Source organism: Indibacter alkaliphilus LW1, assembly GCF_000295935.2.
Classification (GTDB): Bacteria; Bacteroidota; Bacteroidia; order Cytophagales; family Cyclobacteriaceae; genus Indibacter; species Indibacter alkaliphilus.
This window is the reverse complement of sequence record NZ_ALWO02000052.1, coordinates 65,527-80,085: the sequence shown is the minus strand read 5'-3', so window position 1 is coordinate 80,085 and position 14,559 is coordinate 65,527. Positions and strand designations below refer to the sequence as shown.

Genomic DNA, 14,559 nt, shown 5'->3' with positions numbered 1-14,559 from the left:
AGTCTGCTAAAATACTAGCTGCTGGGCATATTCCAATGGTATTTTGGCATAATATGGCAAATGGCAATCAGGGGGTACAAAGCTCCTTTATCTATTCCTAAAAAAACTTTTGAATCACTGCAGCAGCCGATGAAATATTTCCTGAGAAGACTTGGTTTTTCTTTTAAAATGCGACCAGGCAAAGAGATAATTGCTGATACCCAATGCAAGACTTACCAGAGCGTAAAGAGGCTTTTCCGCCATCAAGCCAAAAAAGAAAAACAGTACCAGCGTAACAATTGTCCAAAAACCCAAAAAAAACACAGATCCTGGAAAAAGCTTGTATTCCAAAAAGAGAATACTTCCTTTGCCTGATTCCTCTACCTTCCCCTGAATGAGTGGTAGAAACGAGTCTGCTTTATCAATGACCAGAGATAATCGAAAGCCATCCTGATGCACAATCCCGTTAAATTCAAAACCCTTCTTCTGTCTAGCCTCATAATCCAGAAAATTCACATTGCGCGTAACAAGATCAAGCCGCTGCAATACTTCGGACTTTTCCAGTCCTGTGACCAATACTTCACTTTGAAATGGGAGAAAAGGCATGATTTGCTAACTATCAAGCACAAATAAAGTTACCTTATCAAAGGTACAAATTCAATCTTATGGACAATGATACTGAGGAAATTCATGAAAATTTTAAATTTCGTTTTCAGAACTCCCCAAAAATAGTCTGGGATAGAGTTTTGAATATCGGAGGAAAGACGGGATGGTATTACGGAACAAAACTTTGGAAACTCAGGGGGTTTATTGACAAGATATTCGGAGGCACGGGATACAGAAAGGGAAAAAAATCTCCAGATGAACTTCAAATAGGAGATCAAATCGATTTTTGGCGGATTATCTATCTGGATAAAGAATCTATGAAAATTGGATTGGAAGCCGAAATGAAATTACCGGGGAAGGTCCAGCTTTTTTGGAGCGTTGGGGAAAATTTTTTACTTCAGAAAATCCATTTTGACCCAAAAGGAAAAATGGGAAAGGCCTATTGGTATTTGGTCAGGCCCTTCCATTATTGGATTTTTTGGAATATGGGCAAGAATGTTGCCCAAGGAAGCTAATTAAACAACTGCGATACAGGAGATCTCCACATTGACATCTTTTGGCAATCTAGTGACCTCTACAGTTTCCCGTGCAGGCGGGTTATTTTTAAAATATTGTCCATAAGCCTCATTGATGGTGGCAAATTGCCCCATATCTTTGATAAAGATGCTGCATTTGACAACATGCTCAAACCCATACCCTGCTTCACGTAAAACCGCTTCCAGGTTTTTCATCACTGCATGGGTTTCCTCTGTGATATTTTCATTGATAAGTTCTCCTGTTTCTGCATCCAATGGAATCTGTCCTGATACGAATAGCATATTACCTGCCTTTATAGCTTGGCTGTAAGGTCCGATAGGAGCAGGAGCTTCTTTTGAAAAGATGATTTCTTTTGACATAGCTGAATCTTTTTTATGCAAAATAGGCATTCATCGGGCAACCGACCATAGCAAAACAATTTTTTTCATTCTCGAAAGGTGCTAAGTTTGAAAGCTTGATCGAACAGCTACCTGTTTAATTGGTTGATCAAGTAATTCCTTATTGTCCAAATGAGGTATGGAAAAAGAAAACCAAGGTTTTTTTCTCCAAATAGAAATCAGGAAATTTATAGATAACCCAAATCCAAGATCCCCGGATATGAGCAATATTGAATATCAATTCACAGAAGATTTTGCCAAAAGCATGGATACCAAAGACCCTTTGGGATCATTCAGGGCGGAATTTCTTTTCCCTAAAGTAGATGGAAAAGAAGCCATTTATTTTTGCGGAAATTCCCTAGGGCTACAACCCAAATCCACAAAAAATTATATAGAAAAGGAGCTGGGCAATTGGGCCAATCTGGCCGTTGATGGCCATTTCCATGGAGAAGACGCTTGGTACCACATTCGCAAAAAATCCAAGCCCGCTCTTGCAGCAATTCTTGGGGCCCATGAACATGAGGTAGTGGCTATGAACAACCTCAGTTCTAACTTGCACTTTTTGATGGTATCCTTCTACCAACCTACCAAAACAAAGTTCAAAATCATCACTGAGGCAGGAGCATTCCCTTCAGACATGTATATGCTGGAAACCCAGGTGAAATTTCATGGATTAAATCCAGCTGAAGCAATCATTGAGATAGGGCCCAGAAAAGGTGAGCACACCATACGCACTGAAGACTTTGTTAAGGCAATTGAAGAAAACAAAGACCATCTCGCATTGGTCATGATGGCAGGCCTACAATATTATACCGGTCAGGTTTTCGATATGGAAGCAATCACAGCAGCGGGGCACAATGCAGGCGCCAATGTAGGCTTTGACCTCGCTCATGCTGCCGGGAATGTACCTATGAAACTGCATGACTGGGGAGTGGACTTTGCCACTTGGTGTTCTTACAAGTACATGAACTCAGGACCAGGAAATATATCCGGAATATTTGTCCATGAAAGGCATGCCGAAAGCCCAGAATTACCACGCTTTGCAGGATGGTGGGGACATGATGAAGGAGAGAGGTTCAAGATGGAAAAAGGGTTTATACCAATGTATGGAGCTGATGGCTGGCAATTAGCCAACTCCAATGTACTGGCTTTAGCTGCCCATCAAGCTTCTTTGGACATCTTTATGCGTGCAGGAATGAACAAGCTGAGGGAGAAAAGTGAACTTTTGACAGGCTATTTGGAGTTCTTAATCCGCGAAATCAGTGGAAGCTCAGGGGTTTTGGAAATAATTACCCCAAAAGAACCTAAGGAAAGAGGCTGTCAGTTATCTTTGCTGATTCATAAAGGGGGAAAGGAAGTCTTTGACGAGTTTTACAAAAACGGAATAGTCGGAGACTGGAGGCATCCAAATGTTATTAGGCTGGCACCCACACCCCTTTACAATAGTTTCTTAGATGTTTACAGATTCGCAAGAATACTCGAACAATCCCTTAAAAAATTCGCTTAAAACAAGGGGACAATCTCAAACCTATGAAAAATAATGACATCAGCATTTTAGGATCCGGACTTATCGGCTCATTGCTGAGTATTTACTTAAGAAAAAGAGGGCTTGACGTACACATGTACGAAAAGAGGGCTGACAATAGAAAAAGCGCTTACAAAGAAGAAGGAAGGTCTATCAATATGGCACTAAGTGATAGGGGCTGGAAAGCGCTTGAAGACCTTGGGCTAACCGAAAAAGTCAAACCTTTGACAATTCCGATGTATGGAAGAAAAATCCATGATGAACATGGAAAAACAACCTTCATTCCTTACGGCAAAGAGGGCCAAGCCATTTATTCCATTTCCAGAGGAAAGTTCAATCAGTTACTTATAGATGAAGCAGAGGCAGCTGGAGTTAATTTACATTTTGAACATAAAATCGAAGATGTAAGCCTAAAAGATAATACCCTTTTGGTCAGCAACCCTGAAGCAAGCCATCAGAAAATCCACTCAGAAGTTATCATAGGATCAGACGGAGCGTACTCTGCGCTCAGGAATGCTATGTTGAAGCAGGTGCGTTTTGACTACAAGCAGGAGTACATTTCTCATGGATATAAAGAACTTACCATTCCGGCTACGGAATCTGGGGAATTTGCCATGGATCCGAATGCGCTACATATTTGGCCAAGAGGAAGCTTCATGTTGATTGCTTTGCCAAACCCGGACAAATCTTTTACCTGCACTTTATTTTTGCCATTTGAAGGCAAAAGGGTTTGTTTTGAAAATATCAGAGACGAAAAAGATGTAGAAGGAGTATTCAAGACATATTTTGATGACGCCTTTGAATTGATGCCAAATCTCAGCAAAGAGTATTTCACAAACCCTACAGCCGCACTGATCAATATTGAATGCTTCCCTTGGATGCAGGGCAAATCCCTTTTGATAGGCGACGCATCTCATGCGATGGTACCGTTTTATGGACAGGGTATGAACTGTGGCTTTGAAGACTGCTACATTCTGGACAAGTTGATCAACAAGTTTGGAACAAATGCATGGGAATTGGTTTTTGCCAAATTCCAGAAAGTACGGAAACCTGATACAGATGCCATTTGCCAATTAGCCATGGAAAATTTCGAAGAAATGAAAAATGCTGTATCAGACCCCAAGTTCCAAATCCGGAAAAAAATCGAAGCTAAACTTCACAATTTGTATCCTTTGGATTGGATTCCACTGTACACCATGGTAACCTTCTCGGATATGCCATATTCAGAAGCCTATGCCCAGGGAAAACTTCAAGAGTCTATCATGGACCGGGTAATGGCTGATCCTTTGATTACTCAAAACTGGGATAAACTTGACTACGAGGATATCATTGATCAGATGGACAAAGCGAAAGCAGTATAAAAAAAGGCCTGAAGGAAATACCCCTCAGGCCTTTTAACTTTTCAAATTAACCATTATTCTGCTTTAGTCCACTTGATTGTACATCCTATCGCTTTTGTCGTTTGGTTAGCTATAGGCTTTCCTTCCATAATAGCACTAATTGCATCTTCCACATATCTTTCCGTTACGGCAGAAGCATCCTGATAGTTGTTATCGATAGCTCCTATATATTTTACTACAAAATCATTTCCTTCTTTCTGAAGTAAATAAACATGGGGAGTTCTGGTACCTCCGTAGGCCTTGATCACTTCTTGACTCTGATCATAGGCATAAGGAAATGTAAATCCTTTATCTTTTGCTCTTTCCTGCATCTTTTCAAAGCTGTCTCCAGGACTAACTTTGGCATCATTGGAATTGATTGCTATCACAGGATAACCTTTAGCCGCATATTTATTGTGAAGATCAATCATTCTGTCTTCATAGGCCACCACATAGGGGCAGGTATTACAGCTGAAAATTACTATGGCTCCTTTGGCTCCATCCAAAGAATTAAGGGATACCATATTTCCATCGGTTGTTTTTAGATTGAAATCACTGGCTTTATCGCCAATTTTAAAACCTTGGCTATCCTGTCCATTGACCATACTTCCTATGGCAATGAATGCGAAACTGAGAAGAAGTAAACTTAGCTTTTTCATGAGAAATTATTTTAGTTGTGATATCATAGTTTTCAGCTCTTTTTCATCAACCTCACCTTCATGGAAAAACTTACTTCCATCCGGTTTGATAAACAATGTAGCCGGTATAGCTCCCGACCAAGAGGGGTCTACCTTATCTATCCATTTGTTGTAATCCACATCATTGAGCAGGTAGACAGGCGAGTTGATATTTCTTTTCTCCATAAAGGAGGTCACCCGTTCAGGCTTACGCCCGTCATCCATAGAAATAAAATATAATTTGAGCGAAGTATCTTCTTCTTGAACCTTCTGAAAATAGGGCATTTCTTTTACACATGGCGCGCACCAAGTTGCCCAAAAGTTAAAAATTCGGATTTTTTCAGATTTTTCTTTTGTCAGGGATTCAAATTGAGGATAGTCAATAATTTTAAACTCCCTTTTATCAGACTGGAATCCGAAAGCCAAAAGAGCAAGAAGAAAGTAGGAAACTAAAAACGAAACTTTCATATTTAAATTTCACTTAGTGGATTAAATTAGGACTTTTCCAATTCACATCTAGATAATATTACTTTGATTTTTTCGAAACTAAACCCTTATAATATTTCAAGTTCTGTTAAAGGAATTTGAGTCAGAATTATATTCTATTTTGAGTCAATATTTGTGAGAGATAAAAGTGTAACGGAGACGGAAAAAACTTGTTTAGCCATTCATCAAAAACCTCGATTCAAGCCATTATTTAAACATGTAAAAAAGCAAGCTTTTTTTATCCACATTTATCCACACTTATCCACACACCAAAAGAAAATACTTTTAATCATTTGATTATCAGTTTTTTAACACTTCGAAGCTAAACGCTGATTTGTGGATATCTAACTGTATATGAGAATTTTATCCTTGTAAAAAAATTTGATGTGGTGGATAAACAGGGGAAACCAAATTTTCTTCTAAATCATGATTTCTTGGATAAATCTAATCTTTATTCTCATTTAAAGTGGTCGGAAACACACCTGTAAAAAACATTAGGCTATTTGGAATTTAGTTAAAATTATGAAATCATATTTACTTATAATCTAATCTATAGACTGATAAGCTTAAATGAAACTTTTACAAGGTCAATCTATGAATATTTCCATATTATTTGTTCAAAAGTGAGGAGTCAAATTCATTGATGGCCGCGAGAATAAGTTCTACCGCAGCAATAAAAAATTCCTGGTCTATTCTTTCAAAAGTGTCCGTTTCTTTGTGGTAATCCTCGTGGTCATCGACACCGAAATAAATAAACGGAACTCCTTCTTTATGAAAAGCAGCATGATCGGAGGAAAGTGTCCAATCCTGTAATTTAGAATTTGGTTCGTCATGTCCAAATTCCAATGATATAGCGGATCCAGTACGCACTTTTTCCAGAACAGGTTTTAAGAAAGGGTAATGGTAAGTACCCACTGCCCAGAGAATATTTTCTTCACTCCTGCTTACCATATCCATATTTATATTTAAAACAACCTGATCAATGGGAAAAGGAAAGTCTTCAACAAAAGCCTTAGAACCATGCTGACCCATTTCTTCAGCATCCAATGCCACAAACATCATGGAATGCTTTGGTCTTTCTTTTGAAAAGTGCTCTGCGATAGCCAAAAGAGCAGCAGTGCCTGATGCATTATCATCTGCTCCATAGAATATTTTATCTCCTCTTTTTCCCAAATGGTCATAATGTGCCATGACTACAATCAGCCTTTCACTATCGCTGCCTGCAACAAAACCCACTATATTGGCCGCATCCTGATATTCTTTAAGTTCTCTTCTGTTGAAAAATGAAAATGTCTGTGTGAAATCTGTATACTGCGATGACAAGCCCAAATGTTCAAAGCGATCTTTGATATATTCTCTTGCCAATTGCGCACCTTCAGTCCCTGTTTTACGCCCTTGCAACTTTTCTGAGGCCAAATATTCCAAATCATCCAACAATGTTTTGGCATCAAATGATTGTGCATTGACAGCTGAATGCAGGGTAATAGAAAAGAAAATGAGAATTAGAAAGAAATTTTTCATATTAGAGCGTTAAATTGTCCGTTATCTATACCCGTAAAAATAGTAAGTATTCATTGCCCGAATCCAAAAGAAAATGAAATATATTTCCGTTTGCAGCCTACTTTTTCTGCTCACCGTATCGGTGTACGGGCAAAATTCACTTCCTGAAGCTTTCCTGAGCGGTAAATCTATTGTTCTGATTTCCAATGCTCCTTCAGCAAGACCCATTTTAGACTGGAAAGAAATCTCCGAAAAAATCCACAATGGATTAATAGAGGCAGGCGGCGACCCTATCGCCTATTATGAGCTTGAAGACCTGACACTTTCAGAGGAAGTGCAGACAGGCTATGCAAATGCCTTTTCCAAAAGAATGGTTTCAGCTATTGTTATCCTGACAAGAAAGGAAAATGGAGAATTTATTCTTAGTATCAGTCCTTATTCTAATACAGCTGCAATAGTAGGTAGCTCTTCAACTTGGTCACTACGAGCTAATACTCTGGCTGAACTTGAAGAAAATCTCAACATGCTTGGTAAAAATGTACAATCTCAGAATTATCTGGTCTTAGAAGTTCCGGAATTCCCTGATTCAGAATCAGGCCAGGCCAGCTCAAGAAGATTCTTAGCAAGGAACCCGCTCAATCTGGATGTATTCAAACTTGGTGTCCAACTAGCTGGTGCAGCAGGAGATGCTGGAATACTCAGCAGTTATAGATATGACCTCCTTGGCAAATCAGAGCAGGCCATCATGGCTGAACAAGAGGCTGAAAAACAAGGTTTACAGGTTATTTTTGAAAATAATTACCCACATGAAGTCGCCTATCTGAGTAGCGCTAAGACAGATGCTGAGTTACTGCGTGAAAGGGTGCAGTTCCTCTTGGTCAAAGTGGAAGGCAGGGAAGCAGACTTAATGGAAAGTATGGGACTTGACCCAGCAGGACTTAGCAACCCCAACAGGATCGTGGTCAAATATTATATCCGGCTGATCGTAAGAGATGAATTGTATGTAGGTCCAAAATGGGATGCAGACCCTGACTGGAAAAAAGCTCTCCGAGGATTTCTTGAAAATTTATCAATAGCTTCTTAGCCATAGAAAAGGGACCCGAAGGCCCCTTTATAAGCTGTAATTGATTAATTTTTTGGGTGATCAAACAACTTCTAGCTTAATTTTCCTGATCTATTGAACCCATTACCCTTTTCATAAAAGAATTCATGGCTTCTTTTTTATCCATTCCATCTTTGATCATCTGATTGACTTCCAGTGTACCGTAAAGATTGGAAAGCAATTCTCCCATGACCTCAACTTCCTCGTCTTTCAGCGAAGGTATTTCAGTCATATTTTCCAAAAGTTCTATGGTTTCATTTACCCAATCTTCATCATTTTCTTCGATGAATTTGAGTACATGCTTAATTATCGGTAACCTCATCTATCAGTGATTTTAAAGCGTCTTCTTTATTGGTTTGTATCTGATTTACCAAAGAACCTGATTTGAAAGCGGCAAAAGTAGGTAGGTTCGTTACCTTAGCCAATTTTCTTGACTCAGGAAATTTTTCAGCATCAGCATAGACAAACTTAATGTTTTCGTATGTTCCTGATAGGCGTTTTACTTTAGGTTTCATGATACGGCAGTTACCACACCAAGTTGCACCATACTGTACCAGGACCAATTCATTATCAGATATAATTTGATCTAAATTGTCAGATTCTAATTCTTGTAACATAATCTTTTTATTTATTCTTTTCAGGTGTCAAAATCGAAATGCAAATTTAACTATTATGAGATTCGAAAACCAATAGATAATATCTATTAGTCATTGATCGCTATCTTGTACATGTCTGTATTGATAAACGGAATCAAAGCCAAAACCACAGCTTGTTGGTAATATTCCTTTCTATCCAAAGCACCACTGGTCAGGATGCCTACTGCTCCATTGCCCTGTTTGGAGTTTTCTCTATCAAAAACTTTATCATCCGCCTCTCCTAATTCCAAGCCGCTTTCCACTAACTCTGCCACAGCAGGCGGTAGAATGAAAGTAGAAGTTTTGGATTTACCCAAATTATCGAAGCTGTCAACAACTACAATCCAAGCAAAAGCATGCATTTCCCCATTGATAGAATCTACTCCGCCTTCTATTCCTACCCAAAAATCAGCTTCCGGGAAAACGGCTTTGGAGTTTTTAGCACGGTTAATCGCTCCTTGTAATGTTTCCTCATCTCCTTTTGGTTGTGCAGAAACGCCAGAGTCCACGTTAAGCCCCTCCACCAAAAAAGCTCCTGCAAATGCCTGATGAAAACCTGCATCCGTACAGCTGATTTTGACAGGATTTTTGCTGCCTACGATGACAAGCTTTTGCCTGACTTCATCTTGAATGTTTTTTCTTTTTGGAAATCCCATGATATAAATTATAAACTCTCTCCCCGGACTTTAAATTCCCAAGCCGGGTTAAATAACTGATCCTTAGCCAACCTGTTCAAGGAGGCTGGCTAAAGGACAAACAAAAACTTAAATTAAATTTCTCGGAAAATCAGTTAGGCCAGATTGGAGAAGACCTGATTCACATCATCATCCTCTTCAAACTTTTCGATCAATTTGTTGATTTCTTCTTCCTGTTCTTCACTTAATTCTACTGTAGTGGTAGGAAACCATTGAAAATCTGCATTTATGATTTCAATATTTCTATCTTCTAATGCCTTTTGCATCCTTCCAAAATCTTCGAAAGCAGTGTAAACGAAAATCTCTCCTTCATTTTCAGCAATCTCTTCCAAACCGAAATCAATCAATTCCAACTCCAGCTCTTCCATATCCAGCTCATTCTGAGCAAAACGGAAAACCGCTTTTTTGTTGAACATAAAACTTACTGAACCGGATGTACTTAGCGACCCATTTGCTTTGGAAAAGTAGCTTCTGATATTGGCAACAGTACGGTTTGTATTGTCAGTAGAAGTTTCGATGATAATAGCTACTCCATGAGGTCCATACCCTTCGTATACTATTTCTTCATAATCCTTTTCATCCTTATTGGAGGCCCTTTTGATTGCGGCTTCAATTCTATCCTTGGGCATAGATGCCCCTTTAGCATTTTGGATAATAGTCCTAAGCTTGGAATTATTGGCCGGGTCAGGACCACCTGCTTTGACGGCCATTACTATTTCTTTACCCAACCTGGTAAATACCTTGGACATTTGACTCCAACGCTTGAATTTTCTTTCTTTTCTGAATTCGAAAGCTCTTCCCATTACTTTTCTATGTTTAAAAGGTGGGTAAAAATAATAAATCTTTTTATAAGCCCTACCGTTTATATGTTGTTAAGATTTAGCCAAGTTTTTAGGAGGTTTTCCTTAACTTGAGAACAATATTAAACTTATTGTATTTTTATGCTGACCATACAGGAGCTGACACCGATACCCAATATTCCTCAACCAAAGTTCAAAAGAATTGTTATTGTTGGAGCTGGATTTGCCGGTTTAAAATTGGCAAGAGAACTGGCCAATACAGATTACCAGGTAGTCTTACTTGACAAAAACAATTACCACCAATTTCAGCCTCTTTTTTATCAAGTAGCTACTGCTGCCTTGTCCCCAAGCGCTGTTTCCTTCCCACTAAGACGGTTATTTCACAAAACCGAAAATATCGTCTTCAGAATGGCAGTAGTAAGAAAAGTAGATAGGGAGAAAAAAATTCTTGAGACCAACCTGGGACAGTTAAGCTACGATATTCTAATTCTTTCCCAGGGAGCAAATACCAATTTTTTTGGTAACAAAAACATTCAAAGGCATGCTGCTCCGATGAAAACAACCTCAGAAGCCCTTTACATCAGAAATAAAATTATCTCTAATTACGAGCGTGCTGTAAACCTTGGGAATATTGAGGAAAGAAGACCAATCATGAATGTAGTGATAGTTGGAGGTGGGGCTACCGGAGTGGAATTAGCCGGTGCTATAGCAGAGCTTCGCAACCAGGTATTTCCAAAAGATTATCCTCAATTGAGCTTCGAAAACATGCGTGTCATTTTGATCGAAGCAGGGCCTTCATTGTTAGCAGGTCTTTCTGAAAACTCTCAGCAAAAAGCCCAAAGCTATCTCAAGAAATTGGGTGTGGAGGTTATGTTGGGCACTATGGTTGAGGATTTTGATGGTTACACAGTAACACTTAAAGACAAAGAACCTATAAAAACAATCACCTTATTGTGGGCCGCGGGAGTGAAAGCCAATTCCTTACTGGGAATAGCTGATGTGCAGATGGCTAAAAACGGTCGCTTGTTGGTCGATCAATTCAATAAACTCCTCAATGACGATTCAATTTATGTGCTCGGTGACCAGTGTTTGCAAGAGGAAGAAGAGTTCCCCAATGGGCATCCACAAGTAGCTCAGGTTGCTATTCAGCAGGCCAAAAACCTTGCAGTTAATCTCAAAAGGGATCTGAAAAATCAGGAATGGAAGCCGTTTCGATACAGAGATCTTGGATCAATGGCTACCGTAGGAAAGAAAATGGCAGTGGTTGATTTGCCTTTTATAAGCTTCCAGGGAATTTTTGCCTGGTTGGTTTGGCTCTTTGTACATCTGATGGCTATCCTCGGTGTTAAAAACAAACTGATCATATTTATCAATTGGGCCTGGAAATACCTGGCTTTTGACCCAAGTCTAAGGCTTCTCATACGCCCAAAATATATCAACCCGAATAAACGAGAATGGCTTTTGGATCAGGATGACCCAGAGGAATGATTACAATTTTCCCACTCTATTAATTATTTGAGAGAGATAGGTATTGGGAAGTTTACTTTCCTTTCCTCCCTTGACAATCACTTGCCAGTAACTTTCTTCAGGAAAAATACCGGTCTCATTTTTTGGGGAAATAAAGACGAATGCTTTTATAGGCCCGCTAGCGGTATGTACTTCCTTTTCTATAAACTCATATCCGGGCTCGGATTTTAAAAAATAGGCTTTATCATTTTCAGATATTTCGTAGACCACTCCATAAACTGACTCATTAGGGCTAGGAATCAAATTGGCCCTTGCGCTACCATCAGCATTTTTGACATTAAATCTAAATCCAAATTGAGGCAGTACTGCTAGACAGATTTTTTGGGCAGGCGTAGTCAGCCTTCCCTCCAAAGTGGATTCATCCAGGTTACTGGCATATCCAAAATAATGAAACTTCTTATTGTTCTGCATTAAGGTTTATTAACATTTTAATTCAAAGGTGGATTAAACCACCACATGGTATCTCAGTCTAACCCATAGATTCACTTCTAAAATTAGCAGCTTTTGCCCGGGAAAACCTGCCAAGAAGAGGAAAATTTAAAAACTGATATTCAATTTAAAAAAATACTGCCATGAAAAAGCTATTTATGATTGCCGCAATACTCTCCTTGACTTTTGCAAGTGCTCATGCTCAAAGAGAAGCTCAAAGAAGGTCTTTCAATCCTGAGGAAAGGGCTGAAAAAGCAAGTGAGAGACTCGCTGAAAAATTAGATCTTTCAGAAGAGCAAAAAAAACAGGTTTATGAGCTGAACCTTCAGACTGCAGAAGCAAGGAAATCCCAGATGGAGGCCAGACGAGAAGAACTAAAAAGCAACCGTGAAGCCCATCAAGCAAAGATGGAGGCCATTCTAAGCCCTGAGCAAAAACAAAAATGGGATGAACTTCGAGAGTCCAATCAAAAACAGAGGACTGAAATGAGAAAAAGCCGTGAGGGTAACAGAGAACAATACAGGAAAGGACCAAGACAAAGAGATGGGCGCCAATCCAGCCCTAGAGGTAGATACCAAAGGGGAAATTAAATTGAATTTTCATAGATAAGGTTGGTTAATCAAAAGCCTGAATAAGGCAAATAAAAGAGCAGGTCATTGGCCTGCTTTTTTTGGCTTAATGATCGCAAAAAAACCTTTACAGGCTTACTATAAAGAAATTAAAAAGAGCAGGTCAGAAACCTGCTCTTTTAATAGTCAGCCAGTACTCGGCTGGTCGAACTAAACTTACTATCACGCTTACTCTTATTTTAGGCTTATTGCTTCTTCTTTTAATCTGACAGCATATCTTCCTCTACCTCATAGTACCCTTCGTCCTTTTTGGGTAGAGAGGACGTTCCCATCAGAAATTCATCTATTTTCACGGCAGCCTCTCTGCCTTCTGAAATAGCCCATACCACCAAAGATTGCCCTCTGCGCATATCACCGGAGAGAAAAACCTTTTTGTTGGTACTTTGGTATTCTTTGGATTTTGGCAGTGAATTTTCCATGGTTTCTACACCAAAGGCCTCTAATAGTCCGTTTTTGGCCGGACCAGTATAGCCTATAGCTAAAAATGCCAAGTCGCAGGGAAGCGTTCTTTCTGTTCCTGCCACTTCTTCAAACTGCATCCTTCCCCCTTCTTCCTTCCATTCTATATCTACCAAGGTCAGTCCGGTTACTTCCCCTTTTTCATTTCCTATAAATTCCTTAGTAAGGATAGAAAATACCCTATCGGCACCTTCCTCATGGGAACTTGAAGTCTTCAGCGTCATAGGCCATTCAGGCCAGGGGTTTAAGATAGTTCTTTGCTTGGGAGGTTTAGGCAATAATTCAAGTTGTGTAATGCTTTTTGCACCATGCCTATTGGAAGTACCTATACAATCTGATCCTGTGTCACCTCCTCCGATGACAATTACGTGCTTGTCTTTTGCGGAAATTGGGTTCTCTTTAATTTCTCCTCCAATTACCTGGTTTTGCTTACCTAAAAATTCCATCGCAAAATGAACTCCATTTAGGTCCGAACCTTTGATGTTCAATTCCCGAGGCTGCTGAGCTCCTGTGGCAAGAAGTACTGCATCGAAATTTCTCAGTATATTTTCCGCTTTGATATTGAATCCTACATCTGTACCTGTGCTGAAGATCACCCCTTCTTCTTCCATTATTGCAGTTCGCCTGTCAATAACCCATTTTTCAAGTTTAAAATCAGGAATACCATAACGAAGCAGCCCTCCTACCTTGGCATCCTTTTCAAATACTGTCACTTCATGGCCAGCTTGATTCAACTGATCAGCCGCTGCAAGACCTGCTGGGCCTGAACCTATGACAGCTACTTTTTTACCGGTCCTTGATTTAGGAGGATTGGCCTTCACATAGCCCTTTTCATAGGCCTGTTCTGCAATGTGTTTTTCAATCAATTCAATGGTCACTGGATCCTTATTGATACCCAAAACACAGGATGCCTCACAGGGTGCGGGACAAATCCTCCCTGTAAACTCCGGGAAGTTATTGGTACTCTTCAAAATATGAAAAGCCTCTTCCCACTCATTCCTGTATACGGCATCATTGAAATCCGGAATCACATTTCCCAATGGACAGCCCTGATGACAGAATGGTATACCACAATCCATACATCTTGCTGCCTGATTGTTGAGTTTTTCACCGTCGAATGGCTGGTATATTTCATTATAATCTTGCACTCTTTCCTCAGGTTTTCTGGACTGAGGAAGCTCCCTTTTATATTTGATAAATCCTTCTTTTGCTCCCAT

At 39.6% G+C, this 14,559-nt stretch carries 17 protein-coding genes; 6 read left to right on the top strand and 11 right to left on the bottom strand.

Features of this window, described 5'->3' with window-relative positions; all coding sequences use genetic code 11:
* Nucleotides 1-114: 114 nt before the first annotated feature.
* On the bottom strand, nt 115-585 hold the full coding sequence (locus A33Q_RS18675; RefSeq protein ID WP_009033154.1) for a hypothetical protein: 471 nt from the start codon (nt 583-585) through the stop codon (nt 115-117).
* A 59-nt stretch (nt 586-644) separates the two neighbouring features.
* Between A33Q_RS18675 and A33Q_RS18670 the strand changes: the two genes are divergently transcribed.
* Nucleotides 645-1,100: a DUF2867 domain-containing protein gene (locus A33Q_RS18670; RefSeq protein WP_009033155.1), complete on the top strand. Its 456-nt coding sequence runs from the start codon at nt 645-647 to the stop codon at nt 1,098-1,100.
* Here A33Q_RS18670 and A33Q_RS18665 read toward each other — a convergent pair whose 3' ends face one another.
* Nucleotides 1,101-1,481, bottom strand: a complete 381-nt coding sequence (locus tag A33Q_RS18665; protein ID WP_009033156.1) for a RidA family protein — start codon at nt 1,479-1,481, stop codon at nt 1,101-1,103. It lies immediately after the preceding gene.
* 238 nt (nt 1,482-1,719) lie between these two features.
* On the opposite strand from A33Q_RS18665, the gene kynU reads away from it, so the two are divergent.
* Together kynU and A33Q_RS18655 are read left to right on the top strand one after the other, a co-directional pair.
* Nucleotides 1,720-3,006: a kynureninase gene (gene kynU, locus A33Q_RS18660; RefSeq protein WP_040490762.1), complete on the top strand. Its 1,287-nt coding sequence runs from the start codon at nt 1,720-1,722 to the stop codon at nt 3,004-3,006.
* Between the two features lie 23 nt (nt 3,007-3,029).
* On the top strand, nt 3,030-4,385 hold the full coding sequence (locus tag A33Q_RS18655) for an FAD-dependent oxidoreductase (RefSeq protein WP_009033158.1): 1,356 nt from the start codon (nt 3,030-3,032) through the stop codon (nt 4,383-4,385).
* A gap of 53 nt (nt 4,386-4,438) precedes the next feature.
* On the opposite strand, the gene A33Q_RS18650 is transcribed toward A33Q_RS18655, so the two are convergent.
* From A33Q_RS18650 to A33Q_RS18640, 3 genes are all read right to left on the bottom strand, one after another.
* Nucleotides 4,439-5,062: a thioredoxin family protein gene (locus tag A33Q_RS18650; protein ID WP_009033159.1), complete on the bottom strand. Its 624-nt coding sequence runs from the start codon at nt 5,060-5,062 to the stop codon at nt 4,439-4,441.
* 6 nt (nt 5,063-5,068) lie between these two features.
* Entirely contained in the window at nt 5,069-5,548 is a 480-nt protein-coding gene (locus A33Q_RS18645) for a TlpA family protein disulfide reductase (RefSeq protein WP_009033160.1), read from the bottom strand.
* A 627-nt stretch (nt 5,549-6,175) separates the two neighbouring features.
* Nucleotides 6,176-7,087 carry a M20/M25/M40 family metallo-hydrolase gene (locus A33Q_RS18640; RefSeq protein ID WP_009033161.1) on the bottom strand — a complete coding sequence of 304 codons (912 nt, stop codon included), beginning with the start codon at nt 7,085-7,087 and terminating at the stop codon, nt 6,176-6,178.
* Nucleotides 7,088-7,160: 73 nt separating this feature from the next.
* Between A33Q_RS18640 and A33Q_RS18635 the strand changes: the two genes are divergently transcribed.
* Entirely contained in the window at nt 7,161-8,150 is a 990-nt protein-coding gene (locus A33Q_RS18635; protein WP_009033162.1) for a hypothetical protein, read from the top strand.
* Nucleotides 8,151-8,226: 76 nt separating this feature from the next.
* Here the strand turns inward: A33Q_RS18635 and A33Q_RS18630 are convergent, their stop codons facing one another.
* The 4 genes from A33Q_RS18630 to A33Q_RS18615 form a co-directional block, all read right to left on the bottom strand.
* Nucleotides 8,227-8,490 carry a DUF6952 family protein gene (locus A33Q_RS18630; RefSeq protein ID WP_009033163.1) on the bottom strand — a complete coding sequence of 88 codons (264 nt, stop codon included), beginning with the start codon at nt 8,488-8,490 and terminating at the stop codon, nt 8,227-8,229.
* Complete coding sequence (locus A33Q_RS18625; protein WP_009033164.1) at nt 8,471-8,785, bottom strand: thioredoxin family protein; 315 nt, start codon at nt 8,783-8,785, stop codon at nt 8,471-8,473. Before A33Q_RS18625 ends, A33Q_RS18630 begins: the two co-directional genes overlap by 20 nt.
* Nucleotides 8,786-8,871: 86 nt before the next feature.
* Nucleotides 8,872-9,459 (bottom strand): inosine/xanthosine triphosphatase, encoded by a 588-nt coding sequence (gene yjjX, locus A33Q_RS18620; RefSeq protein WP_009033165.1) that lies wholly within the window; start codon nt 9,457-9,459, stop codon nt 8,872-8,874.
* A 134-nt stretch (nt 9,460-9,593) separates the two neighbouring features.
* Nucleotides 9,594-10,301, bottom strand: coding sequence for a YebC/PmpR family DNA-binding transcriptional regulator (locus tag A33Q_RS18615; protein ID WP_009033166.1), 708 nt, complete (start codon nt 10,299-10,301; stop codon nt 9,594-9,596).
* Between the two features lie 138 nt (nt 10,302-10,439).
* Between A33Q_RS18615 and A33Q_RS18610 the strand changes: the two genes are divergently transcribed.
* Complete coding sequence (locus A33Q_RS18610; protein ID WP_009033167.1) at nt 10,440-11,786, top strand: NAD(P)/FAD-dependent oxidoreductase; 1,347 nt, start codon at nt 10,440-10,442, stop codon at nt 11,784-11,786.
* Here A33Q_RS18610 and A33Q_RS18605 read toward each other — a convergent pair whose 3' ends face one another.
* The gene (locus A33Q_RS18605; RefSeq protein ID WP_009033168.1) at nt 11,787-12,236 is read right to left on the bottom strand and encodes a gamma-glutamylcyclotransferase family protein; all 450 of its coding nucleotides are present in this window, start codon (nt 12,234-12,236) and stop codon (nt 11,787-11,789) included. It abuts the gene before it with no gap.
* Between the two features lie 161 nt (nt 12,237-12,397).
* Between A33Q_RS18605 and A33Q_RS18600 the strand changes: the two genes are divergently transcribed.
* On the top strand, nt 12,398-12,844 hold the full coding sequence (locus A33Q_RS18600) for a DUF4890 domain-containing protein (RefSeq protein WP_009033169.1): 447 nt from the start codon (nt 12,398-12,400) through the stop codon (nt 12,842-12,844).
* Between the two features lie 239 nt (nt 12,845-13,083).
* Here the strand turns inward: A33Q_RS18600 and A33Q_RS18595 are convergent, their stop codons facing one another.
* A complete protein-coding gene (locus A33Q_RS18595; protein WP_009033170.1) occupies nt 13,084-14,559 on the bottom strand; it encodes a glutamate synthase subunit beta in 1,476 nt (491 codons plus the stop codon).

What these genes read in the sequence shown, in the direction of transcription:
- A33Q_RS18675 (WP_009033154.1), bottom strand. Translation starts at nt 585, where the DNA reads ATGCCTTTTCTCCCATTTCAAAGTGAAGTATTGGTCACAGGACTGGAA.
- A33Q_RS18670 (WP_009033155.1), top strand. Translation starts at nt 645, where the DNA reads ATGGACAATGATACTGAGGAAATTCATGAAAATTTTAAATTTCGTTTT.
- A33Q_RS18665 (WP_009033156.1), bottom strand. Translation starts at nt 1,481, where the DNA reads ATGTCAAAAGAAATCATCTTTTCAAAAGAAGCTCCTGCTCCTATCGGA.
- kynU (WP_040490762.1), top strand. Translation starts at nt 1,720, where the DNA reads ATGAGCAATATTGAATATCAATTCACAGAAGATTTTGCCAAAAGCATG.
- A33Q_RS18655 (WP_009033158.1), top strand. Translation starts at nt 3,030, where the DNA reads ATGAAAAATAATGACATCAGCATTTTAGGATCCGGACTTATCGGCTCA.
- A33Q_RS18650 (WP_009033159.1), bottom strand. Translation starts at nt 5,062, where the DNA reads ATGAAAAAGCTAAGTTTACTTCTTCTCAGTTTCGCATTCATTGCCATA.
- A33Q_RS18645 (WP_009033160.1), bottom strand. Translation starts at nt 5,548, where the DNA reads ATGAAAGTTTCGTTTTTAGTTTCCTACTTTCTTCTTGCTCTTTTGGCT.
- A33Q_RS18640 (WP_009033161.1), bottom strand. Translation starts at nt 7,087, where the DNA reads ATGAAAAATTTCTTTCTAATTCTCATTTTCTTTTCTATTACCCTGCAT.
- A33Q_RS18635 (WP_009033162.1), top strand. Translation starts at nt 7,161, where the DNA reads ATGAAATATATTTCCGTTTGCAGCCTACTTTTTCTGCTCACCGTATCG.
- A33Q_RS18630 (WP_009033163.1), bottom strand. Translation starts at nt 8,490, where the DNA reads ATGAGGTTACCGATAATTAAGCATGTACTCAAATTCATCGAAGAAAAT.
- A33Q_RS18625 (WP_009033164.1), bottom strand. Translation starts at nt 8,785, where the DNA reads ATGTTACAAGAATTAGAATCTGACAATTTAGATCAAATTATATCTGAT.
- yjjX (WP_009033165.1), bottom strand. Translation starts at nt 9,459, where the DNA reads ATGGGATTTCCAAAAAGAAAAAACATTCAAGATGAAGTCAGGCAAAAG.
- A33Q_RS18615 (WP_009033166.1), bottom strand. Translation starts at nt 10,301, where the DNA reads ATGGGAAGAGCTTTCGAATTCAGAAAAGAAAGAAAATTCAAGCGTTGG.
- A33Q_RS18610 (WP_009033167.1), top strand. Translation starts at nt 10,440, where the DNA reads ATGCTGACCATACAGGAGCTGACACCGATACCCAATATTCCTCAACCA.
- A33Q_RS18605 (WP_009033168.1), bottom strand. Translation starts at nt 12,236, where the DNA reads ATGCAGAACAATAAGAAGTTTCATTATTTTGGATATGCCAGTAACCTG.
- A33Q_RS18600 (WP_009033169.1), top strand. Translation starts at nt 12,398, where the DNA reads ATGAAAAAGCTATTTATGATTGCCGCAATACTCTCCTTGACTTTTGCA.
- A33Q_RS18595 (WP_009033170.1), bottom strand. Translation starts at nt 14,559, where the DNA reads ATGGGAGCAAAAGAAGGATTTATCAAATATAAAAGGGAGCTTCCTCAG.